A 21394-nucleotide genomic window follows, 5' to 3' on the forward strand; every position below is an offset into this window, starting at 1 on the left:
TGGGCGTCGATTGTAATTAAGATGGCTCAATGTTTCTTCCAGCCAAGGTGCCCACCGTGAGTGTGAACAACCCTCTTCTGCAGCCCTACGACCTGCCGCCGTTCTCGGCGATCCGCGCCGAGCATGTGCAACCGGCCATCGAACAGATCCTGGCTGACAACCGCGCCGCCATCGCTGACATCCTCAAGACCCAAGCCACCCAGCCGACCTGGGCTGGCCTGGTGCTGGCCATGGACGAGCTCAATGATCGCCTGGGCGCTGCCTGGAGCCCGGTCAGCCACCTCAACGCAGTGTGCAACAGCGCCGAACTGCGTGAAGCCTACGAGGCCTGCCTGCCGGCCCTGAGCGCCTATTCCACGGAAATGGGCCAGAACCGCGAGCTGTTCCAGGCCTTCGACGCCCTGGCCAAGAGCCCGGAAGCCGCCGGTTTCGACGTGGCGCAGAAGACTATCCTCGAACACTCCCTGCGGGACTTCCGCCTGTCGGGCATCGACCTGCCGCCCGAGCAGCAAAAGCGTTATGCCGAGGTGCAGAGCAAGCTTTCCGAGTTGGGCAGCCGGTTCTCCAACCAGCTGCTGGATGCCACCCAGGCCTGGACCAAGCACATCACCGACGAAGCCGCCCTGGCCGGCCTGACCGACTCGGCCAAGGCGCAAATGGCTGCCGCCGCCCAGGCCAAGGATCTGGAAGGCTGGCTGATCACCCTGGAATTCCCCAGCTACTACGCAGTGATGACCTACGCCCAGGACCGTGCCCTGCGCGAAGAAGTCTATGCCGCCTACAGCACCCGCGCGTCGGACCAGGGCCCTAACGCCGGTCAGAACGACAACGGTCCGGTGATGGAAGAAATCCTCGACCTGCGTCAGGAGTTGGCCAAGCTCCTGGGTTTCGCCAGCTTCTCCGAGTTGAGCCTGGCCACCAAGATGGCCGAGTCCAGCGACCAGGTGCTGAGTTTCCTGCGGGACCTGGCCAAGCGCAGCAAGCCGTTTGCCGCCCAGGACCTGGAGCAGCTCAAGGCCTACGCCGCCGAACAGGGTTGCCCCGACCTGCAAAGCTGGGACAGCGGTTTCTACGGCGAGAAGCTGCGTGAGCAGCGCTACAGCGTTTCCCAGGAAGCCCTGCGCGCCTATTTCCCCATCGACAAGGTGCTGAGCGGGCTGTTCGCCATTGTCCAGCGCCTGTACGGCATCGAGATCGCCGAGCAGAAAGGTTTCGATACCTGGCACCCGGACGTGCGCCTGTTCGAGATCAAGGAAAACGGCCAGCACGTCGGCCGCTTCTTCTTCGACCTCTATGCCCGCGCCAACAAGCGCGGCGGTGCCTGGATGGACGGTGCCCGCGATCGCCGTCGCACGCTGGACGGGGTATTGCAAAGCCCGGTAGCCAACCTGGTGTGCAACTTCACTCCGGCGGTCAGCGGCAAGCCGGCCTTGCTGACCCACGATGAAGTCACCACCCTGTTCCACGAATTCGGCCACGGCCTGCACCACCTGCTGACCCGGGTCGAGCACGCCGGAGTGTCCGGGATCAACGGCGTGGCCTGGGACGCCGTCGAGCTGCCGAGCCAGTTCATGGAGAACTGGTGCTGGGAGCCGGAAGGCCTGGCACTGATCTCCGGCCACTATGAAAGCGGCGAACCGCTGCCCCAGGACCTGCTGCAGAAGATGCTGGCGGCGAAGAACTTCCAGTCCGGGCTGATGATGGTGCGCCAGCTGGAATTTTCCCTGTTCGACTTCGAACTGCACGCCACCCACGGCGACGGCCGCAGCGTGCTGCAAGTGTTGGAAACCGTGCGCGACGAAGTCTCGGTGATGCGCCCGCCGGCCTACAACCGCTTCCCCAACAGCTTCGCGCACATCTTCGCCGGCGGTTACGCCGCGGGGTACTACAGCTACAAGTGGGCGGAAGTGCTGTCGGCCGACGCCTTCTCCAGGTTCGAGGAAGAGGGTGTGCTCAATTCGGCCACCGGGCGTGCGTTCCGCGAGGCGATCCTGGCCCGTGGCGGCTCCCAGGAGCCTATGGTGCTGTTCGTCGATTTCCGCGGACGGGCGCCGTCGATTGACGCACTCTTGCGCCACAGCGGCCTCAGCGAGGACGCGGCAGCATGAGTGACGCACCCGTGAAGACCAAGAAACGCTTTATCGCCGGGGCGGTATGCCCGGCGTGCAGTGAGCAGGACAAGCTGATGATGTGGAGTGAGGACGATGTGCCTCATCGCGAGTGTGTGGCCTGTGGCTACTCCGACACCCTCAACGAACAGGGGCTGTCGGTGCCCAAGGAACTCGGGACCCGGGTCAACAGCGCGACGCCCAAGGTGGCGGACATCAAGGTGCAATCGGTGCAGTTTTTCCCCAACCCCAAGTTGAAGAAAAAGACTGACTGACCCCGCAGTAAAAAGCCGGCTCCCCCGTAGGAGCCGGCTTGCCGGCGAAGCGATTCGCCCCCCTTCTTTCGATCCCTGGGTTTTCGCAAGCAGGCTCGCTCCTACACAGTGTGTGGCGCTCAGTTGCTCAGCGGCTTGGTCGCGCTCACCGTCTCGAACCAGCTCTTCACCGAACAGGTGGCGAATACGCTGGTGCTGCAATCGCCATTGGCCAGGGCGGTGCGCAGTTTGTCGACATCGGCCTGCATCATGTAGCGAATGCCATCCTTGAAGTGGGAACTGTCGCCGTACCCACCCTGGGTCATTTCATTCAGCGCTTCTTCTTTGCTCCAACCCTGGATCACCACCCGGTACATGGCCGACATCAGGCCGGTGCGGTCCGAACCATGCTTGCAGTGCATCAGCACCGGGCCCTGGGCTTCGGCGCTCTGGATCGCGCGCAGGGCCTTGAGCACATCGGCGTCGTCCACATGGTTGGTGCGATAAGGCAACTGCACCTGGTTGATGCCCGGTGCCGACAGCCAGCTGGCGTCGGATTCCGGCAGGAAGTTGATCACCGTTGCCACCTTGAGCTGCTGCAGCAGCGGCACCGCGCCTTTGTCCGGCAGGGCGCTGCGATACAGGGTCGGGGACATCTGGTACAGGTTGTACTGCTTTTCCACTGGCTGCGCCCATTGGTCCGGGCGGCTGGAGGGGGCCTCTGCGGCTTGTACCTGTGGCCCGGCCAACAGCGCCAGCAACGACAGGCAAAGGGCCGGGATGAAACGAATGCTCGACATGCGCGGGATCACCGATGAGGGGATTCAATGCCGCGCAGTATCGATTTGCCGGGGTCAAAGCCCCGTGAGCCCCCTGTCAAAGAATCGTGAAGCTGATCCGCTTTTTCCGACGGTTTCTGATCTTTTTTCCGCCTGAAACGATTCATCTGGATGCTTAGCCTGCTACCATTTGTAACTAAAGTTTGCTGATGTGTTCATAAAACCGGGTCTTCCCGGCCTTTTGCGTTGCCAAAACACAAAGTCGCGCCATGACGCGGCTGACCAATCCATCAATGCCTGATGAGGTGCACCCATGTCTGATCAAGATCGAGACAACCCGCGGCGTGAGTTCTTGCGTAAATCCCTGACCTTGATCCCTGTGGTCACCGTCGCCAGCACCGGCCTGGGCGGCTCCCTGCTGGCGGCTGCACCTGAAACGGCCGCCGCTGCCACACCAGCCACGCCGGGCAAGCAGCCCGCCGGCAGCGGCCAGGGCTATGAGCCGGGCTATTTCACCGCCGAGGAGTGGGCCTTCATCAAGGCCGCGGTGGAACGCCTGATCCCGGCCGACGAAATGGGCCCGGGAGCCCTGGAAGCCGGCGTGCCGGAATACATCGACCGGCAGATGAATACCCCCTACGCCGCTGGCGCCCTGTGGTACATGCAAGGCCCGTTCAAGGCCGACGCCGCACCGGAGATGGGCTGGCAGAGCAAACTGGTGCCCAAGGACATCTATCGCCTGGGCATTGCCGCCACGGATGCGTGGTGCAAAGAGCTCAAGGGGCAAACATTTGCCGTGCAAGACAGCGCTACCCGAGACGACTTGCTCAAGCAACTGGAGGCCGGAACCCCGCAGTTCGACGCGGTCCCGGCCAAGCTTTTCTTCAATCTGCTGTTGCAGAACACCAAGGAAGGCTTCTTCAGCGATCCGATCCACGGTGGCAATAAAGGCCTGGTGGGCTGGACCCTGATCGGCTTTCCCGGCGCTCGCGCCGATTTCATGGATTGGGTGGAACGCAACGAGCAATACCCCTTCCCGGCTGTATCGATTCGCGGCGAGAGGGCTTGAGCATGGCAACAGTGATGAAGAAGGTCGACGCAGTGATCGTCGGTTTCGGCTGGACCGGCGCGATCATGGCCAAGGAACTGACCGAGGCCGGGCTCAATGTGCTGGCGCTGGAACGCGGGCCGATGCAGGACACCTACCCGGATGGCAACTATCCCCAGGTGATCGACGAACTCACCTACAGCGTGCGCAAGAAACTCTTCCAGGACATTTCCAAAGAGACGGTGACCATCCGCCACAGCGTCAACGACGTGGCCCTGCCCAACCGGCAACTGGGGGCCTTCCTGCCGGGCAATGGCGTGGGCGGCGCCGGCCTGCACTGGTCCGGCGTGCACTTTCGGGTCGACCCCATCGAGCTGCGCATGCGCAGCCACTACGAAGAACGCTACGGTAAGAACTTCATCCCCAAGGACATGACCATCCAGGACTTCGGCGTCAGCTATGAAGAGCTGGAGCCGTTCTTCGACTACGCGGAAAAGGTCTTCGGCACCTCGGGCCAGGCCTGGACCGTGAAGGGCCAACTGGTGGGCGACGGCAAGGGCGGCAACCCTTATGCGCCGGATCGCTCGGACCACTTCCCGCTGGAATCGCAGAAGAACACCTATTCCGCACAGCTGTTTCAGAAAGCGGCCAATGAGGTGGGCTACAAGCCCTACAACCTGCCGTCGGCCAATACCTCGGGGCCTTACACCAACCCCTATGGCGCACAGATGGGGCCGTGCAACTTTTGCGGCTTCTGCAGCGGCTACGTCTGCTACATGTACTCCAAGGCCTCGCCCAACGTGAACATCCTGCCGGCCCTCAAGCCGCTGCCGAACTTCGAGCTGCGGCCCAACTCCCACGTGCTCAGGGTCAACCTCGACAGCAGCAAGACCCGCGCCACCGGCGTCACCTACGTCGATGGCCAGGGCCGCGAGATCGAGCAGCCGGCGGACCTGGTGATCCTCGGCGCCTTCCAGTTCCACAACGTGCGCCTGATGTTGCTGTCGGGCATCGGCAAGCCCTACGACCCGATCACCGGCGAAGGCGTGGTGGGCAAGAATTTCGCCTACCAGAACATGGCCACCATCAAGGCCTACTTCGACAAGGACGTGCACACCAACAACTTCATCGGCGCCGGCGGCAACGGCGTGGCGGTGGACGACTTCAACGCCGACAACTTCGACCACGGCCCCCACGGCTTTGTCGGCGGCTCGCCGATGTGGGTCAACCAGGCCGGCAGCCGGCCCATCGCCGGCACCTCCAACCCGCCGGGTACCCCGGCCTGGGGCAGTGCCTGGAAGAAAGCCACCGCCGACTACTACACCCATCAGGTCTCCATGGACGCCCACGGAGCGCATCAGTCCTACCGTGGCAACTACCTGGATCTGGACCCGGTGTACCGCGATGCCTACGGCTTGCCCCTGCTGCGGATGACCTTCGACTGGCAGGAAAACGACATCAAGATGAACCGCTTCATGGTGGAGAAAATGGGCAAGATCGCCGAGGCGATGAACCCCAAGGCCATTGCCTTGCTGGGCAAGAAGGTCGGTGAGCACTTCAACACTGCGTCCTACCAGACCACCCACTTGAACGGCGGCGCGATCATGGGCACCGACCCTAGGACCAGCGCCCTGAACCGCTACCTGCAAAGCTGGGACGTGCACAACGTCTTCGTGCCCGGGGCTTCGGCCTTCCCTCAAGGCCTGGGCTACAACCCTACCGGCCTGGTGGCGGCGTTGACCTACTGGTCGGCCCGGGCGATCCGCGAGCAGTACCTGAAAAACCCCGGCCCGCTGGTTCAGGCATAAGGAGCGATGACCATGAAAGCACTCGTTATCGCCACCCTGGCGCTGCTGGGCAGCGCAGCCGCCAATGCTGCCGAAGCGGATCAGCAAGCCCTGGTGCAACAGGGCGAATACCTGGCCCGCGCCGGTGACTGCGTGGCCTGCCATACCGCCAAGGACGGCAAGCCGTTCGCCGGCGGGCTGCCGATGGAGACCCCCATCGGCGTGATCTATTCCACCAACATCACCCCGGACAAGACCGGCATCGGCGACTACAGCTTCGAGGACTTCGACAAAGCCGTGCGCCATGGTGTGGCCAAGGGCGGCAGCACCCTGTACCCGGCCATGCCGTTTCCTTCCTACGCCCGAGTCAGCGACGCCGACATGCAGGCGCTGTATGCCTACTTCATGAAGGGCGTGGCACCGGTGGCCCGGGACAACCAGGACAGTGACATTCCCTGGCCCCTGAGCATGCGCTGGCCGTTGTCCATCTGGCGCTGGATGTTCGCCCCGAGCGTGGAGACCCCGGCACCTGCGGCTGGCAGCGATCCGGTGATCAGCCGCGGTGCCTACCTGGTGGAAGGCCTGGGCCACTGCGGCGCCTGCCACACGCCACGGGCCCTGACCATGCAGGAGAAGGCCCTGAGCGCCAGCGATGGCAGCGACTTCCTGTCTGGCAGCGCGCCGCTGGAGGGCTGGATCGCCAAAAGCCTGCGTGGCGATCACAAGGATGGCCTGGGCAGCTGGAGCGAAGAGCAACTGGTGCAGTTCCTCAAGACCGGTCGCAGTGATCGCAGCGCGGTGTTCGGCGGCATGAGCGATGTGGTGGTCCACAGCATGCAGTACATGACCGACGCAGACCTGACGGCGATTGCCCGCTATCTCAAGTCCCTGCCGGCCAATGACCCCAAGGACCAGCCGCACCAGTACGACAAGCAAGTGGCCCAGGCCCTGTGGAACGGTGACGACAGCAAGCCGGGCGCGGCGGTGTACATCGACAACTGCGCGGCCTGCCACCGCACCGACGGCCACGGCTACACCCGGGTGTTCCCGGCGCTGGCGGGCAACCCCGTGCTGCAATCGGCGGATGCCACCTCGCTGATCCATATCGTGCTCAAGGGCGGCACCTTGCCAGCGACCCACAGCGCGCCTTCGACCTTCACCATGCCGGCCTTCGCCTGGCGCCTGTCGGATCAGGAGGTGGCCGATGTGGTCAACTTCATCCGCAGCAGCTGGGGCAACCAGGCCTCGGCGGTGAAGCCCGGGGATGTGGCGGCGCTGCGCAACGGCGACTTGCAGAGCACCTCCAACGACGACCTGGGGCAGGTCACCAGCCACTAACCCCAAGGCCGGCGCTCGCTGCGGGCGCCGGCCCGGGATGGCCGTTCAGCCCTGGGTGAAGCGCTGGATGCCCAGGCGGCTTTCCAGTTGATAGCCGGCAATGCAGTCCGCCAGCCCGGCGGTCATCAGGTCTTGCCAGCTTGCGGGGAGCAGGCCGATGCCGTCGTGGCAGGGGCTCCAGCGCACCTCGGCGAACTTCGGGTCCGCTTCATCGAAAGGTTGCTGGCCGCTCACAGTGGCCTTTTCGATGTCCTGGGTGCACAGCTCGAATTCGCAGGCCACTCCCCACAACTGCCCGTCGGGGGCCCTGACAATGATCAGGTCGGCACCTTGTTCGTAGCTGGGGAGGTAGGCCTCTGCGGCGTAGAAAATCTTTTCCAGCGTGCCGGGTGTCCTGGGCATGCTTGTGCTCCTGTTCTTTGAGCCTGCCTTATACCCTAACGCCACACGCCCGCAGTAGCCGGCTTGTCGGCCAAGGATGCGGTACGCCTTGTGTCGCACTGGGGAACGTCCGCTGGCAGGGGTGGGTTTCGGTCCGACGGTGCTGGTCAGGTAAATCCGGCTCCATTACTGTATGTACATACAGTTATGGAGTACTTCCATGTTCAACCCCCTGCCTCCCCGTGGTCGCGGTACCGCGAGCAATCCGCACAACCGTTTTGCGCCCAATCGTTCGGTGGCCGAGGATGATGGCTGGTACCAGGAAGTGCCGTTGACCCAGGGCACCGAGGTGCGCTTTGAAACGGCCAAGTCGATCATCACCCGCAACAGTTCGCCGGACCTGCCCTTCGACCGCTCCATCAACCCCTATCGCGGTTGCGAGCACGGTTGCATCTATTGCTACGCGCGGCCCAGCCACGCCTATTGGGACCTGTCCCCGGGGCTGGATTTCGAAACCAAGCTGATCGCCAAGAGCAACACCGCGGCCTTGCTGGAGCAGCAACTGTCCAAGCCCGGCTATCGCTGCGCACCGATCAACCTGGGGTCCAATACCGATCCCTACCAGCCCATCGAGCGCGAACAGCAGCTGACCCGGCGCACCCTGGAGGTGCTGCTGCGCTATCGACACCCGGTGACCATCGTCACCAAGGGCTCGTTGATCCTCCGGGACCTGGACCTGCTGAGCGAGCTGGCGCGCCAGCGCCTGGTGGCGGTGATGATCAGCCTGACCACTTTGGACGATGAGTTGAAGCGCATTCTCGAGCCCCGGGCGGCGGCGCCCAAGGCGCGCTTGCGGGCCATCCGGGTGATGCGCGGGGCGGGCATCCCGGTGGGCGTGCTGTGTTCGCCGATGATTCCGATGATCAACGACAGCGAGCTGGAAAGCCTGCTCAGCGAGGCCCATGCCGCGGGGGCGCAGAGCGCGGCCTACATGATGCTGCGCCTGCCCCTGGAAGTGGCGCCGCTGTTCGAGGAGTGGCTGGCGGCGCATTACCCGCAAAGGGCGGCCCATGTGCTCAGCCTGATCCGCCAGAGCCGTGGCGGTGAGCTCTACGACAGCCGTTTTGGCGCCCGCATGCGCGGTGAAGGGCCCTTCGCCGATCTGCTGGCCCAGCGTTTTGCCAAGGCGCTCAAGCGTCTGGGGCTCAACCGTCGCGAGGGTTTCGATCTCGACTGTTCAGCCTTCTGTCCGCCGGGCGGGCAGATGTCGTTGTTGTGAGCGGCATTGGCCTATCGTTGAGTAGTGGGCGCAGCGTTCCCGAGGTACTCTGGTCGCCTTTTGCCATCGCTCATAGTGGCGTTCTAGAGCCTTCCGTTCAGTTTGAGTTAAGTATTCATGGCTACCTTGTTCATCGAGTGACCTATGGGTCGCCGCCAGCGGGTCGGTGGTTTTTTTATCGATGGCTGGCGTCGTGCCGGATATTTCTGGAAAATTCACCAAATCCGACAGAGAGGATGAATCATGAGTGACAAGGATAAACAGCCGTTGGCTGCGTCGGCTCCGGCACCCACAGAAGTCGCCGAGACCGCCGATGCAGCGCTGCAGCACATCGTTGACGGCTTTTTGCATTTTCATCATGAAGTCTTCCCGCAGCAGGAAGAGCTGTTCAAGAAACTCGCCACCGCTCAGCGGCCGCGGGCGATGTTCATTGCCTGCGCCGACTCGCGCATCGTTCCCGAGCTGATCACCCAAAGCTCCCCGGGCGATCTGTTCGTGACCCGCAACGTGGGCAACGTGGTACCGCCCTACGGGCAGATGAACGGTGGTGTTTCCACGGCGATCGAGTACGCGGTGCTGGCCCTGGGGGTGCATCACATCATCGTCTGCGGGCACTCGGATTGCGGCGCCATGCGCGCGGTACTCAACCCGCAGAGCCTGGAGAAAATGCCCACGGTCAAGGCCTGGCTGCGCCACGCCGAAGTGGCGCGGACCATGGTCCACGAGAACTGCGATTGCGCCGACGAATCCTCCAGCATGCATGTGCTGACCGAAGAGAACGTCATTGCTCAACTGCAGCACCTGCGCACCCATCCTTCCGTGGCCTCGCGCATGGCCAACGGCCAGTTGTTCATCCATGGCTGGGTCTATGACATCGAGACCAGCTCGATCAAGGCCTACGACGCCGACAAGGGTTGTTTCCTGCCTCTGGATGGCAGCCACCCGATCCCGGTAGCGACGCCTAAAGCGCGTTTCTGATCCCACCTCAATCCCCCTGAGTGGTTGTAGCCAGGGCTGCCATCTGGCGGCCCGGCTTTGCCACGCCTGAAGAAAAGTCGGGAGAACTGTCATGCGTGCAGCACAGTTGAAAAGTGTCCTGCCACGGGAGCTGCTGGCTTCGGTGGTGGTGTTTCTGGTGGCCCTGCCCCTGTGCATGGGGATCGCCATTGCCTCGGGCCTGCCGCCGGCCAAGGGCCTGATCACCGGGATCATCGGTGGCCTGGTGGTGGGCTGGCTGGCGGGCTCGCCCTTGCAGGTCAGCGGGCCGGCGGCCGGGCTGGCGGTGCTGGTGTTCGAGCTGGTGCGCCAGCATGGGGTGGCCATGCTCGGGCCGATCCTGCTGCTGGCCGGGCTGCTGCAATTGCTGGCCGGGCGCCTGCGCCTGGGTTGCTGGTTCCGGGTCACGGCGCCAGCGGTGGTCTACGGCATGCTGGCGGGCATCGGCGTGCTGATCGTGCTGTCCCAGGTGCATGTGATGCTCGATGCCGCGCCCCAGGCCTCGGGCCTGGATAACCTTGTGGGCTTTCCCCAGGCTCTGGCGCAGGCCTTGCCGAGCCTGGGGTGGCAGGCTGGCTTGCTGGGGTTGGCGACCATCGCGGTGATGTGGGGCTGGGACAAGTGGCGGCCCCAGGCGCTGCGGTTCATCCCCGGTGCCCTGCTCGGTGTCGGGCTGGCGACCCTGGCCAGCCTGCTGCTGGCGCTGCCGGTGAAGCGCGTCGAGGTGCCGGCCAACCTGGCCGAGGCCATCGACTGGCTGCGCCCCGCCGACCTGCTCAACCTGGCGGACCCCAACCTGCTGATCGCCGCCTTCGCCGTGGCCTTTATCGCCAGTGCCGAAACCCTGCTGTCCGCCGCCGCAGTGGATCGCATGCACAGCGGCCAGCGCTCGGACTTCGACCGTGAACTGTCGGCCCAGGGCGTGGGCAACATGCTCTGCGGTCTGTTGGGTGCCCTGCCCATGACCGGTGTCATCGTGCGCAGCTCGGCCAATGTCCAGGCCGGGGCCCAGACCCGTTATTCGACGATTTTCCATGGCCTGTGGCTGCTGGGTTTCGTGCTGGTGCTGTCCAGCGTGCTGCAGAGCATTCCGGTGGCGAGCCTGGCGGGGGTGCTGGTCTACACCGGCTTCAAGCTGGTGGACCTCAAGGTCTTTCGCGGCCTGGGGCGCTACGGGCGCATGCCGATGCTGACTTACGCGGTGACGGCCCTGGCGATTGTCTTCAGCGATCTGCTGACCGGGGTACTGATCGGCTTTGCCCTGACCCTGGCCAAGCTGGCGTTCAAGGCGTCGCGCTTGAAGATCAGCCTGATCGACCTGGCAGAGGAAGGCGAGATGGAGTTGCGTCTGGTCGGCGCTGCGACCTTTCTCAAGGTGCCGGCCCTGACTCGGGTGCTGGCGACGATTCCCCCGGCCACCACTGTGCATGTGCCCCTCAGCAACCTCAGTTATATCGACCATGCGTGCCTGGAGTTGCTGGAAGACTGGAATCGGGCCAACAGTGCCAAGGGCTCGCGGCTGGTGATCGAAACGCGGGGCTTGAAGCGGCGCCTGGAGGGCCGGTTGACCACCACCAGCGGCGTGGGGGCGGCTGCGGCGAGAGGTTGAATCGCCGGGTGGGCGAGAGGGGCTTGGGCGAGCCAGGCCCTTCGCCACAAGGCTCGCTGCGAGCCTTGCTGGCGAGGAGTGGGTCAGGCGGCTGGCTGGTCGAGTTCCAGTTCCACGCCCAGTTGGCGTGACAGGCAAGGCCAGCGTTTCCAGGCTGCCTCGGTGTCCGGGCTGCTGAGTTTCTCGCGGTAGGCTTCCACCGACTCCAGGGCGAAGCTTTCTTCGTCGAGCATGGCGTCGACGGCGTGGTGCACCGCTTCGTCCAGCTGGTTGGCGAAGGTTTCGCCGATCAGTTGGTGGGCGATGAGGTTGGCGACAGTCATGTCCAGGGGGATCAGCGGACGGCCGAAATGCTTGATGTACAGGTCGTTGACCTCTTCCACCAGACGGTGGGCCAGATAGGCTTCATCCAGCAGGCCGTCGAGGCCGACGTGGCCATCCATGATGGCCGGCGGCTGGAGGAAGAATTGCTCGGCGATCTTCAGCACCGGCTTGATCTGCGACTCGATGCCGGCTTCCCGGGCTACAGAGTTGGCGGCGTCCAGAAGGTCTGGAACCTGGTCGATATAGGCGCTGACAAAACGGGTCATGACGCCCTTGGCGTCGACTTCGGGCAGCTGGATGGCGGGGTGCAGGTGAGGCAATTGGCTCTCCAACTGACGGGTCAGGAGGCCGGTACTGGTTTCGTGCTGCTGGGCCAGTTTGATCTGCTCGCGCAATGCGGCGGTGTTCATGAAAACTCCAGGGAACAAGGGCAATTGAATAGGGAGAACATAAGTTAGCCTGCTTACAAAAGCGCTTAAGACGCATTTGTCATAATTATTTCATGCTTAGTCACCACGGTTATATCGTTTCGCCATCCAGGGCACTCGATCCCTTTCCCGCCGTGGCCTGCAAACCTCCTTATTAGTGTTTCAGCTGATTTACGCCCTCGCGTTGCGAGGTGGGAGTCGCTGTCTATACTCGCCCTTGTATGAAGTTAGCTGATGACGCCCGACTGCAAATGCAGCGAAGGCTCGGCCGGTTTAAGTTCGTAGTCTAGGCAGCCGCTCCCTTGCCGCAGGTGTTAAGCCGGCGGGATAACAAGAACGATAAGGGGAACCCGCAATGATGCGACATCCACATGTCTGGATGGGCCTCCTGTTGTGGTCGGTATTCAGCCAGGCGCAAGCCGCCTGGACCGTGAATATGACGCCTGGGGCGACCGAGATAAGCCACGCGGTATTCGACCTGCACATGACCATCTTCTGGATCTGTGTGGTGATCGGCGTCATCGTCTTCGGTGCGATGTTCTGGTCGATGATCGTTCACCGCCGTTCCGTCGGCCAGGTCCCGGCCAAATTCCACGAAAGCACCACGGTGGAAATCCTCTGGACCATCATTCCCTTCCTGATCCTGGTGGCCATGGCCGTGCCTGCCACGGCGACGCTGATCAAGATGTACGACACCAGCGAGCCGGACGTGGATATCCAGATCACCGGCTACCAGTGGAAGTGGCACTACAAATACCTCGGCCAGGACGTGGAGTTCTTCAGCAACCTGGCCACCCCCGCCGACCAGATCCACAACCAGAGCACCAAGGGCGAGCACTACCTGCTGGAGGTCGACCAGCCGCTGGTACTTCCGGTGGGCGCCAAGGTGCGCTTTCTGGTGACCGCCGCCGACGTCATCCACTCCTGGTGGGTGCCGGCCTTTGCGGTCAAGCGTGATGCTATCCCGGGTTTCGTCAATGAGGCCTGGACCCGGGTCGACAAGCCCGGCATCTACCGTGGCCAGTGCGCCGAGCTGTGCGGCAAGGACCACGGCTTCATGCCGATCGTGGTGGAGGTCAAGAGCCAGGCCGACTACGACACCTGGATGGGCGAGCGCAAGGCCGAGGCGGCCAAGCTCAAGGAGCTGACCAGCAAGGAATGGACCCTCGACGAGCTGGTGGCCCGCGGTGACAAGATCTACCACACCACCTGCGTTGCCTGTCACCAGGCGGAAGGCCAGGGCCTGCCGCCGATGTTCCCGGCCCTCAAGGGCTCGAAGATCGCTACCGGTCCCAAGGAGGCTCACCTGAGCCTGGTGTTCCACGGCAAGCCGGGCACCGCCATGGCCGCCTTCGGCAAGCAGCTGTCGGAAGTCGACATCGCCGCCGTCGTCACCTACGAACGCAACGCCTGGGGCAACAACAAGGGCGACATGGTGACGCCCAAGGAAGTCCTGGCGCTGAAGCAGGCGGAAAGCAAATGAGCCGGCTCATGGGGTATGTGCGCAACCGGTCGCGGCGTTTCGCCGCCGATCATCCAGTCCATTCGCTCGCAGGAGACAGGACATGAGTGCTGTGATCGATGACCACGGCCACGCCGGCCATGATGACCACGCCCATGGCCCGGCCAAGGGCCTGATGCGCTGGGTACTGACCACCAACCACAAGGACATCGGCACCCTGTACCTGTGGTTCAGCTTCTGCATGTTCCTGCTGGGCGGCTCGTTCGCCATGGTGATCCGTGCCGAACTGTTCCAGCCCGGGCTGCAGATCGTCGAGCCGGCGTTCTTCAACCAGATGACCACCATGCATGGCCTGGTGATGGTCTTCGGTGCGGTGATGCCGGCCTTCGTCGGCCTGGCCAACTGGATGATCCCGTTGATGATCGGCGCGCCGGACATGGCCCTGCCGCGGATGAACAACTTCAGCTTCTGGCTGCTGCCGGCGGCCTTCCTGTTGCTGATCTCGACCCTGTTCATGCCCGGCGGCGGGCCGAACTTCGGCTGGACCTTCTATGCCCCCCTGTCCACCACCTACGCCCCGGAAAGCGTGACCTTCTTCATCTTCGCCATCCACCTGATGGGCGTCAGCTCGATCATGGGCGCGATCAACGTGATCGCCACCATCCTCAACCTGCGAGCCCCGGGCATGACCCTGATGAAGATGCCACTGTTCGTCTGGACCTGGCTGATCACCGCCTTCCTGCTGATTGCGGTGATGCCGGTACTGGCCGGGGTGGTGACCATGATGCTGATGGACATCCATTTCGGCACCAGCTTCTTCAGTGCAGCCGGCGGCGGTGACCCGGTGTTGTTCCAGCACGTGTTCTGGTTCTTCGGCCACCCCGAGGTGTACATCATGATCCTGCCGGCCTTCGGCGCGGTCAGCTCGATCATCCCCACCTTCAGCCGCAAGCCACTGTTCGGCTACACCTCGATGGTCTATGCCACCGGAGCGATCGCCTTCCTGTCGTTCATCGTCTGGGCGCACCACATGTTCGTGGTGGGCATCCCGCTGGTGGGCGAGCTGTTCTTCATGTACGCCACCCTGCTGATCGCCGTGCCCACTGGAGTCAAGGTGTTCAACTGGGTGAGTACCATGTGGCAGGGCTCGCTGACCTTCGAGACACCGATGCTGTTCGCGGTGGCCTTCGTCATCCTGTTCACCATCGGCGGTTTCTCCGGGCTGATGCTGGCCATTGCTCCGGCGGACTTCCAGTACCAGGACACCTACTTCGTGGTGGCGCACTTCCACTACGTACTGGTGCCGGGGGCGATCTTCGGGATCTTCGCCTCGGCCTACTACTGGCTGCCCAAGTGGACCGGGCACATGTACGACGAGACCCTGGGCAAGCTGCACTTCTGGCTGTCCTTCGTCGGCATGAACATGGCGTTCTTCCCCATGCACTTCGTGGGGCTGGCGGGCATGCCGCGGCGGATCCCGGACTACAACCTGCAGTTCGCCGACTTCAACATGGTGTCCTCGATCGGTGCGTTCACCTTCGGCGCGACGCAGATCTTCTTCCTGTTCATCGTCATCAAGTGCATCCGCGGCGGCAAAGCGGCTCCGGCCAAACCCTGGGAAGGTGCCGAAGGCCTGGAGTGGAGTATTCCCTCGCCGGCGCCGTACCACACCTTTGTCACCCCGCCGGAAGTGAAATGAACATCTGTGCTGTAGGAGCGAGCTCGCTCGCGAAGGCGCCAGAGGGTGGTGCCCGCTTCGCCGGCAAGCCGGCTCCTACAGGCTTGGGAGGACGTTGAGATGGCCGAGGTAACGCTGAAGAAACTGGTGACCCGCCTGTTGCTGGTGGTGGTGGCGATGTTCGTCTTCGGTTTTGCCCTGGTGCCGATCTACGACGTGATGTGCAAGGCCCTGGGGATCAACGGCAAGACCGGTGGGCAGTATGCGGACCAGGGGCAGCAGGTGGATGTATCGCGCCAGGTGCGGGTGCAGTTCCTGTCCACCAATGCCATCGACATGGTCTGGGATTTCTATCCCAAGTCCGATGACATCGTGGTCCATCCGGGGGCGGTGAACGAGATGATCTTCATCGCCCGCAACCCCAGCGACCACCCGATGAGCGCCCAGGCGATCCCGAGCATCTCCCCCAGCAGCGCGGCCATGTATTTCCACAAGACCGAGTGCTTCTGCTTTACCCAGCAGGTGCTGCAGCCGGGCGAGAAGATCGAGATGCCGGTGCGTTTCATCGTTGACCGTGACATGCCCAAGGATGTGAAGCACCTGACGCTGGCTTACACGCTGTTCGATATCACCGCGCGTCATCCACCGGTGGCGGTTGCCGCCAAGAACGGTGGCTAGACGATCTAGCGTGCCCGATAAGGAGAACAACCCATGGCGACTCATGAGCACTATTACGTTCCCGCCCAGAGCAAGTGGCCGATCATCGCAACGGTGGGCATGTTCGTCACCGTGGTGGGCCTGGGCACCTGGTTCAACGACCTCAAGGCTGCGCGACCGGAATCCCACGGCCCGCTGATCTTTTTCGTCGGCGGCCTGCTGCTGGCCTACATGCTGTTCGGCTGGTTTGGTGCGGTGGTCAAGGAAAGCCGCGCCGGACTCTACAGCGCCCAGCTCGATCGCTCGTTCCGCTGGGGCATGAGCTGGTTCATCTTTTCCGAAGTGATGTTCTTCATGGCCTTCTTCGGCGCGCTGTTCTATGTGCGGCACATGTCCGGGCCTTGGCTCGGCGGTGAGGGGCACAAGGGCATCGCCCACATGCTGTGGCCGAACTTCGAGTTCGTCTGGCCGCTGCTCAACAACCCCGACCCGAAACTCTTTCCGTCGCCCAAGGGCACCATCAGCCCCTGGGGCCTGCCGCTGCTCAACACCATCCTGCTGGTGAGTTCCAGCGTCACCGTGACCATCGCCCACCACGCCTTGAAGAAAGGCCATCGCGGCGCGCTGAAGATCTGGCTGGCGCTGACGGTGCTGCTGGGTTGCGCCTTCCTGGGCTTTCAGGCCGAGGAATACATCCATGCCTACCACGAGCTGGGGCTGACCCTGGGTTCGGGGATCTACGGCGCCACCTTCTTCATGCTCACCGGTTTCCACGGTGCCCACGTGACCATTGGCACCCTGATCCTGTTTGTGATGCTGATGCGCATCATGCGCGGGCATTTCGACGCCGAGCACCAGTTCGGCTTCGAGGCCGCCAGCTGGTACTGGCACTTCGTCGACGTGGTCTGGATCGGCCTGTTCGTTTTCGTCTACGTGCTCTGAGGCGCCCTACCAGGGCGCGTGGGAGACCAGCTGGCCGCTGAAGAAACCCCAGGCGATCAAGCCGACGGTGACCACGGCCAGCGCGACCCGAATGCTCAGTGAGGTCACCAGGCGCTTGGATGAACTGTCGTCCTTGACCAGAAAGAACAGGCCGCTGAACAGGCTGACAACCGTGGCAATCAGCATCAGGACGATGGCTGCTTTGAGCATGGTGGGACTCCGGGGGAAACGCGATGTACAGCAGTATAGCGAGTGGATTTCTCAGCCTTGCAGGCCAGCCATGAAGGGCTTCCGGCCGGGCATCGGGCCGACCCTGGTGGTGCTTTTGCTGCTGCCGGTGCTGGTTGCCCTGGGCTTCTGGCAACTGGGCCGGGGCGAGCAGAAGCGCCAGTTGCTGGCCAGCTACGCCGAGCGCCGTGCGGCGGAGCCGGTGGCCCTGTTCGAGCTGTTGGCCAGCGAGGATCCGGCTTTTCGCCGGGTACGCCTGCACGGTCATTTCGATGCCGACCACAGCCTGTTGCTGGATAACCGCCTGCATGACGGCAAGGTCGGGGTCGAGCTGCTGCAACCCTTCCTCGACCAGGCCAGCGGTCGCTGGCTGCTGGTCAACCGCGGCTGGCTGCCCTGGCCCGACCGGCGCACGCCTCCCGTATTCAGCACCCCGCAGCAGAGCCTGAGCCTGGATGCCTGGGTCTACGTTTCGCCGGGCGCGGCATTCCAACTGCACGCCGACCCCAGCGGCGCAAGCTGGCCGCGGCTGATTACCGCCGTGGCTCCGCAGGCGCTCTGGGCCGAGCTGGGCCGCAGCGGTTTCGACCATGAAGTGCGCCTGGAGTCGGGCCCGGGTGCCTACCTGACCGAATGGCCGGTGGTCGCCATGGGCCCGGAAAAACACCAGGCCTATGCGGTGCAGTGGTTCGCCATGGCCCTGGCGCTGTTCGCTCTCTATCTCTATTTCGGCTGGCACAACACTCGGGAGAAACGCCATGGGAACGGCCATGAATCCACCCAACATCTCTGACGCCCAGGCGCCCAACCGGCGGCGCGGCCGCTGGCAACTGGTGCTGATCCTGCTGATGGTGATCGGCCCGATGATCCTTGCCACCGGCATGTACAAGCTGCAGTTCTGGGTACCGGAAAGCCGCAGCTATCACGGCGAGCTGATCGGCAATGGCCAGACCCGCGCCCAGATCGGCGTGCAGGCCGAGGAGGATCGCTGGCAGGTTCTGGTCACCGCGCCCGGGGAGTGCGCAGTGGATTGCCAGCAACTGGTGTACCTGGCGCGGCAGATCCAGATCGCCCTGGGCCGTGATGCCTCGCGGGCCAGCCATGCCCTGGCCAGCGCCCGGCCCCTGAGCGCCGAATACGAAGCCAAGCTGCAGCGTGAATACCCGCAACTGCAACGCTACCCCCTGGACCTGGCGACCTTCACCAAGGGCGCCAACGACAAGGAGGCGCCGCAGCTGTGGATCGTCGACCCCCACAGCAACCTGGTGCTGCGCTACGACGCCCGGGTCAAGGGCAAGGACCTGCTCAACGACCTGCGCCACCTGCTGAAACTGTCGAACATCGGATAAGGGCATCGTCATGGCCAAACCTGGATTTCGCCTCGCGTTGTTTGCCACCTTGCTGGCCCTGATCGTGGTGCTGCTCGGCGCCTACACCCGGCTGACCCATGCCGGCCTCGGCTGCCCGGACTGGCCCGGCTGCTACGGCTTTATCAGCGTGCCGAAAGGCGAAGCCCAGTTGGCCCATGCCGAGCTGCATTTTCCCGATACCCCGGTGGAGGCCCACAAGGGCTGGAACGAGATGATCCACCGATACTTCGCCGGCACCCTGGGGCTGCTGATCGTGCTCCTGGCGGCCCGGGCCTGGACCCATCGCCGGCATCCGGGGCAGCCCCTGAAGCTACCGCTGTTCCTCCTGGCAGTGGTGTTCGCCCAGGCGGCCTTCGGCATGTGGACAGTGACCCTCAAGCTCTGGCCGCAAGTGGTCACCGCGCACCTGCTGGGCGGTTTCGCCACCCTGAGCCTGTTGTTCCTGCTGACCTTGCGCCTGTCCGGGGTATTGCCGGCGCTGATCGTGCCGCGGCGCTTGCAGTACTGGGCCACCGCCGGGCTGGTGCTGGTGATCGGGCAGATCGCCCTGGGTGGCTGGGTCAGTTCCAACTACGCGGCGGTGGCCTGTATCGACCTGCCCACCTGCCATGGCCAGTGGTGGCCGAACATGGACTTCGCCAACGGCTTCCACCTGACCCAGCACATCGGCCCCAACTACCTGGGCGGGCAACTGGACAGCGATGCCCGCACCGCCATCCACATGACCCACCGGGTTGGCGCGGTGCTGGTGACCCTGGTGTTGCTGGGCCTGGCCTGGCAGCTGCGGCAGACCGGCATGACCCGCCTGGCCGGGCTGGTGCTGGTGGCGCTGGGGGCGCAGGTCAGCCTGGGCCTGAGCAACGTGTTCTTTCATTTGCCACTGCCGGTGGCCGTGGCCCACAACGCCGGGGGGGCGGCGCTGCTGCTGACCCTGGTGCTGGTCAACTACCACGCCCGTACCAGCCTGGTACGGGCCCGGGATCGCCTGCCCCTGGGCTGGCGGCTCAGCCCGCGTAAACAGATGGCGGGTCCCATCACCATCAAAGGAGAGATGCCATGGCGACTCTGATCGGCGAACGTCAGCACCCCCAGGCGATCTGGCGCGATTACCTGGAACTGACCAAACCCAAGGTGGTGGTGCTGATGCTGATCACCTCCCTGGTGGGCATGTTCCTCGCCACCCGCGCCGGAGTTCCGTGGACGGTGCTGGTGTTCGGCAACCTGGGCATTGCCCTGTGCGCGGGCGGGGCGGCGGCGGTCAACCATGTGGTGGACCGGCGCATCGATGCGGTAATGGCCCGGACCCACAAGCGGCCCCTGGCCGAAGGCCGGGTATCGCCACGAGCGGCGCTGGCCTTTGCCCTGCTCCTGGCGCTAGCCGGGCAGGCGCTGCTGCTGACCTTCACCAATCCACTCACGGCCTGGCTGACCCTGGCCTCGCTGCTGGGCTATGCGGTGGTCTACACCGGGTTTCTGAAGCGCGCGACGCCGCAGAACATCGTGATCGGCGGGCTGGCCGGCGCGGCTCCACCGTTGCTGGGCTGGGTCGCCGCCACCGGGCACATGAGCGCCGAACCGCTGCTGCTGGTGCTGATCATCTTCGCCTGGACCCCGCCGCACTTCTGGGCCCTGGCCATCCACCGCAAAGAGGAATACGCCAAGGCCGATATCCCGATGCTGCCGGTCACCCATGGCGAGCACTACACCAAGGTGCACATCCTGCTCTACACCTTTGCCCTGCTGGCGGTGAGCTTGCTGCCCTATGTCATCCACATGAGTGGCGTGCTGTACCTGGTGTGCGCCCTGGCCCTGGGCGGGCGCTTCCTGCAATGGGCCTGGGTGCTGTACCGTGGCACTCGGCCGCACGCGGCGATCAACACCTTCAAGTACTCTATTTATTACTTGTTCCTGCTGTTCATCGCCCTGCTCGTAGACCACTACCTATTGTTGAACCTATGACTCGAACTCAGAAAACCGTCTTTATTCTCGTTGCCCTGGTGGCCCTGGTGCTGGGGCTTACCGTCAACAAAGTACTGTCCGGCAAGGGTCAGGGCGACCCCACTGCACTGATCGATGCGGGCATCATCCTGCTGCCGCAAAGCCGTACCCTGCCTGCGGTGAAGATGGTCGACCAGGACGGCCAGCCAGTGGTGATCGACGAGCTGAAGGGCAAATGGTCGCTGCTGTTCTTCGGCTACACCTTCTGCCCGGACATCTGCCCCACCACCCTGGCGCAGTTGCGGCAGATCAAGAGCGAGCTGCCCAAGGAAGCGGTGGACAAGCTGCAGGTGGTCCTGGTCAGCGTCGACCCCAACCGTGATACCCCGCAGCAGCTCAAGCAGTACCTGGGCTACTTCGACAAGGACTTCAAGGGCCTGACCGCCTCCTCGGTGGAAGACCTGCAGAAGCTTGCCAACGCCGTGAGCATTCCCTTCATCCCGGCCGATACCAGCAAGCCCAACTACACCGTGGACCACAGCGGCAACCTGGCGGTGATCGGCCCGGACGGTACCCAGCGCGGTTTCATCCGTGCTCCGCTGAACAACCAGAAGCTGGTGGCCCAACTGCCTGTGATGCTGCAGCGCAAATAACGCTACATGCTCGAACCGCCGAACCGCCGAACCGCCGAACCGCCGAACCCTGTAGCCGCTGCCGCAGGCTGCGATCGGCCTCGAAGAGGACGTGCTCCTGATGCCCTTGGAAGACGCTGGGCGCCTTATCCCGGC

At 63.7% G+C, this 21394-nt stretch carries 21 protein-coding genes; 17 read left to right on the top strand and 4 right to left on the bottom strand.

Features of this window, described 5'->3' with window-relative positions:
* Window positions 1–29: 29 nt before the first annotated feature.
* Entirely contained in the window at window positions 30–2108 is a 2079-nt protein-coding gene (gene prlC / locus AC1RGE_RS24850; protein WP_019095604.1) for an oligopeptidase A, read from the top strand.
* The gene (locus tag AC1RGE_RS24855; protein WP_011058440.1) at window positions 2105–2383 is read left to right on the top strand and encodes a YheV family putative zinc ribbon protein; all 279 of its coding nucleotides are present in this window, start codon (window positions 2105–2107) and stop codon (window positions 2381–2383) included. Before prlC ends, AC1RGE_RS24855 begins: the two co-directional genes overlap by 4 nt.
* Window positions 2384–2502: 119 nt before the next feature.
* Here the strand turns inward: AC1RGE_RS24855 and AC1RGE_RS24860 are convergent, their stop codons facing one another.
* On the bottom strand, window positions 2503–3162 hold the full coding sequence (locus AC1RGE_RS24860) for a phosphatase domain-containing protein (protein ID WP_019095605.1): 660 nt from the start codon (window positions 3160–3162) through the stop codon (window positions 2503–2505).
* Window positions 3163–3454: 292 nt separating this feature from the next.
* Here AC1RGE_RS24860 and AC1RGE_RS24865 point away from each other — a divergent pair, with 292 nt between their 5' ends.
* The 3 genes from AC1RGE_RS24865 to AC1RGE_RS24875 are packed head-to-tail and all read left to right on the top strand — an operon-like array spanning window position 3455 to window position 7314.
* The gene (locus AC1RGE_RS24865) at window positions 3455–4210 is read left to right on the top strand and encodes a gluconate 2-dehydrogenase subunit 3 family protein (RefSeq protein WP_019095606.1); all 756 of its coding nucleotides are present in this window, start codon (window positions 3455–3457) and stop codon (window positions 4208–4210) included.
* Between the two features lie 2 nt (window positions 4211–4212).
* Window positions 4213–5997, top strand: coding sequence for a GMC family oxidoreductase (locus AC1RGE_RS24870; protein WP_019095987.1), 1785 nt, complete (start codon window positions 4213–4215; stop codon window positions 5995–5997).
* A 12-nt stretch (window positions 5998–6009) separates the two neighbouring features.
* A complete protein-coding gene (locus tag AC1RGE_RS24875; RefSeq protein WP_015633638.1) occupies window positions 6010–7314 on the top strand; it encodes a cytochrome c in 1305 nt (434 codons plus the stop codon).
* Between the two features lie 45 nt (window positions 7315–7359).
* On the opposite strand, the gene AC1RGE_RS24880 is transcribed toward AC1RGE_RS24875, so the two are convergent.
* Window positions 7360–7716 (bottom strand): hypothetical protein, encoded by a 357-nt coding sequence (locus AC1RGE_RS24880; protein WP_015633639.1) that lies wholly within the window; start codon window positions 7714–7716, stop codon window positions 7360–7362.
* 199 nt (window positions 7717–7915) lie between these two features.
* Between AC1RGE_RS24880 and AC1RGE_RS24885 the strand changes: the two genes are divergently transcribed.
* The 3 genes from AC1RGE_RS24885 (at window position 7916) to AC1RGE_RS24895 (ending at window position 11579) form a co-directional block, all read left to right on the top strand.
* On the top strand, window positions 7916–8974 hold the full coding sequence (locus AC1RGE_RS24885; protein ID WP_011058445.1) for a PA0069 family radical SAM protein: 1059 nt from the start codon (window positions 7916–7918) through the stop codon (window positions 8972–8974).
* Between the two features lie 243 nt (window positions 8975–9217).
* Window positions 9218–9952 (top strand): carbonic anhydrase, encoded by a 735-nt coding sequence (locus AC1RGE_RS24890; RefSeq protein WP_011058446.1) that lies wholly within the window; start codon window positions 9218–9220, stop codon window positions 9950–9952.
* A 91-nt stretch (window positions 9953–10043) separates the two neighbouring features.
* Entirely contained in the window at window positions 10044–11579 is a 1536-nt protein-coding gene (locus tag AC1RGE_RS24895) for a SulP family inorganic anion transporter (protein WP_011058447.1), read from the top strand.
* Between the two features lie 83 nt (window positions 11580–11662).
* Here AC1RGE_RS24895 and AC1RGE_RS24900 read toward each other — a convergent pair whose 3' ends face one another.
* Window positions 11663–12313, bottom strand: coding sequence for a hypothetical protein (locus AC1RGE_RS24900; RefSeq protein ID WP_041774019.1), 651 nt, complete (start codon window positions 12311–12313; stop codon window positions 11663–11665).
* A 373-nt stretch (window positions 12314–12686) separates the two neighbouring features.
* Here AC1RGE_RS24900 and coxB point away from each other — a divergent pair, with 373 nt between their 5' ends.
* The 4 genes from coxB (at window position 12687) to AC1RGE_RS24920 (ending at window position 17070) form a co-directional block, all read left to right on the top strand.
* Window positions 12687–13814: a cytochrome c oxidase subunit II gene (coxB, locus tag AC1RGE_RS24905; RefSeq protein ID WP_011058449.1), complete on the top strand. Its 1128-nt coding sequence runs from the start codon at window positions 12687–12689 to the stop codon at window positions 13812–13814.
* 82 nt (window positions 13815–13896) lie between these two features.
* Window positions 13897–15492 (top strand): cytochrome c oxidase subunit I, encoded by a 1596-nt coding sequence (ctaD, locus tag AC1RGE_RS24910; RefSeq protein WP_011058450.1) that lies wholly within the window; start codon window positions 13897–13899, stop codon window positions 15490–15492.
* Window positions 15493–15591: 99 nt separating this feature from the next.
* The gene (locus AC1RGE_RS24915; protein WP_011058451.1) at window positions 15592–16149 is read left to right on the top strand and encodes a cytochrome c oxidase assembly protein; all 558 of its coding nucleotides are present in this window, start codon (window positions 15592–15594) and stop codon (window positions 16147–16149) included.
* A 33-nt stretch (window positions 16150–16182) separates the two neighbouring features.
* Complete coding sequence (locus AC1RGE_RS24920; protein WP_011058452.1) at window positions 16183–17070, top strand: cytochrome c oxidase subunit 3; 888 nt, start codon at window positions 16183–16185, stop codon at window positions 17068–17070.
* Between the two features lie 6 nt (window positions 17071–17076).
* On the opposite strand, the gene AC1RGE_RS24925 is transcribed toward AC1RGE_RS24920, so the two are convergent.
* Window positions 17077–17280 (bottom strand): twin transmembrane helix small protein, encoded by a 204-nt coding sequence (locus AC1RGE_RS24925; RefSeq protein ID WP_011058453.1) that lies wholly within the window; start codon window positions 17278–17280, stop codon window positions 17077–17079.
* Between the two features lie 70 nt (window positions 17281–17350).
* Here AC1RGE_RS24925 and AC1RGE_RS24930 point away from each other — a divergent pair, with 70 nt between their 5' ends.
* Genes AC1RGE_RS24930 through AC1RGE_RS24950 form a run of 5 tightly spaced genes read left to right on the top strand, consistent with a single transcriptional unit; the run spans window position 17351 to window position 21259 of the window.
* Window positions 17351–18091 carry an SURF1 family protein gene (locus AC1RGE_RS24930; RefSeq protein WP_065364960.1) on the top strand — a complete coding sequence of 247 codons (741 nt, stop codon included), beginning with the start codon at window positions 17351–17353 and terminating at the stop codon, window positions 18089–18091.
* Window positions 18057–18647, top strand: a complete 591-nt coding sequence (locus AC1RGE_RS24935; RefSeq protein WP_015633644.1) for a PA_0111/PP_0108 family redox-active disulfide protein — start codon at window positions 18057–18059, stop codon at window positions 18645–18647. The genes AC1RGE_RS24930 and AC1RGE_RS24935 overlap by 35 nt, the downstream gene beginning before the upstream one ends.
* Before the next feature lie 10 nt (window positions 18648–18657).
* A complete protein-coding gene (locus AC1RGE_RS24940) occupies window positions 18658–19737 on the top strand; it encodes a COX15/CtaA family protein (RefSeq protein WP_011058456.1) in 1080 nt (359 codons plus the stop codon).
* A complete protein-coding gene (cyoE, locus tag AC1RGE_RS24945; RefSeq protein WP_019095616.1) occupies window positions 19725–20627 on the top strand; it encodes a heme o synthase in 903 nt (300 codons plus the stop codon). The genes AC1RGE_RS24940 and cyoE overlap by 13 nt, the downstream gene beginning before the upstream one ends.
* Entirely contained in the window at window positions 20624–21259 is a 636-nt protein-coding gene (locus AC1RGE_RS24950; protein WP_015633647.1) for an SCO family protein, read from the top strand. The genes cyoE and AC1RGE_RS24950 overlap by 4 nt, the downstream gene beginning before the upstream one ends.
* Window positions 21260–21394 lie beyond the last annotated feature (135 nt).

It is taken from the genome of Pseudomonas sp. GW823-FHT02C05, assembly GCF_058797595.1.

Coding starts and splice junctions, on each gene's coding strand:
- prlC (WP_019095604.1), top strand. CDS start 30: ATGTTTCTTCCAGCCAAGGTGCCCACCGTGAGTGTGAACAACCCTCTT.
- AC1RGE_RS24855 (WP_011058440.1), top strand. CDS start 2,105: ATGAGTGACGCACCCGTGAAGACCAAGAAACGCTTTATCGCCGGGGCG.
- AC1RGE_RS24860 (WP_019095605.1), bottom strand. CDS start 3,162: ATGTCGAGCATTCGTTTCATCCCGGCCCTTTGCCTGTCGTTGCTGGCG.
- AC1RGE_RS24865 (WP_019095606.1), top strand. CDS start 3,455: ATGTCTGATCAAGATCGAGACAACCCGCGGCGTGAGTTCTTGCGTAAA.
- AC1RGE_RS24870 (WP_019095987.1), top strand. CDS start 4,213: ATGGCAACAGTGATGAAGAAGGTCGACGCAGTGATCGTCGGTTTCGGC.
- AC1RGE_RS24875 (WP_015633638.1), top strand. CDS start 6,010: ATGAAAGCACTCGTTATCGCCACCCTGGCGCTGCTGGGCAGCGCAGCC.
- AC1RGE_RS24880 (WP_015633639.1), bottom strand. CDS start 7,716: ATGCCCAGGACACCCGGCACGCTGGAAAAGATTTTCTACGCCGCAGAG.
- AC1RGE_RS24885 (WP_011058445.1), top strand. CDS start 7,916: ATGTTCAACCCCCTGCCTCCCCGTGGTCGCGGTACCGCGAGCAATCCG.
- AC1RGE_RS24890 (WP_011058446.1), top strand. CDS start 9,218: ATGAGTGACAAGGATAAACAGCCGTTGGCTGCGTCGGCTCCGGCACCC.
- AC1RGE_RS24895 (WP_011058447.1), top strand. CDS start 10,044: ATGCGTGCAGCACAGTTGAAAAGTGTCCTGCCACGGGAGCTGCTGGCT.
- AC1RGE_RS24900 (WP_041774019.1), bottom strand. CDS start 12,313: ATGAACACCGCCGCATTGCGCGAGCAGATCAAACTGGCCCAGCAGCAC.
- coxB (WP_011058449.1), top strand. CDS start 12,687: ATGATGCGACATCCACATGTCTGGATGGGCCTCCTGTTGTGGTCGGTA.
- ctaD (WP_011058450.1), top strand. CDS start 13,897: ATGAGTGCTGTGATCGATGACCACGGCCACGCCGGCCATGATGACCAC.
- AC1RGE_RS24915 (WP_011058451.1), top strand. CDS start 15,592: ATGGCCGAGGTAACGCTGAAGAAACTGGTGACCCGCCTGTTGCTGGTG.
- AC1RGE_RS24920 (WP_011058452.1), top strand. CDS start 16,183: ATGGCGACTCATGAGCACTATTACGTTCCCGCCCAGAGCAAGTGGCCG.
- AC1RGE_RS24925 (WP_011058453.1), bottom strand. CDS start 17,280: ATGCTCAAAGCAGCCATCGTCCTGATGCTGATTGCCACGGTTGTCAGC.
- AC1RGE_RS24930 (WP_065364960.1), top strand. CDS start 17,351: ATGAAGGGCTTCCGGCCGGGCATCGGGCCGACCCTGGTGGTGCTTTTG.
- AC1RGE_RS24935 (WP_015633644.1), top strand. CDS start 18,057: ATGGGAACGGCCATGAATCCACCCAACATCTCTGACGCCCAGGCGCCC.
- AC1RGE_RS24940 (WP_011058456.1), top strand. CDS start 18,658: ATGGCCAAACCTGGATTTCGCCTCGCGTTGTTTGCCACCTTGCTGGCC.
- cyoE (WP_019095616.1), top strand. CDS start 19,725: ATGGCGACTCTGATCGGCGAACGTCAGCACCCCCAGGCGATCTGGCGC.
- AC1RGE_RS24950 (WP_015633647.1), top strand. CDS start 20,624: ATGACTCGAACTCAGAAAACCGTCTTTATTCTCGTTGCCCTGGTGGCC.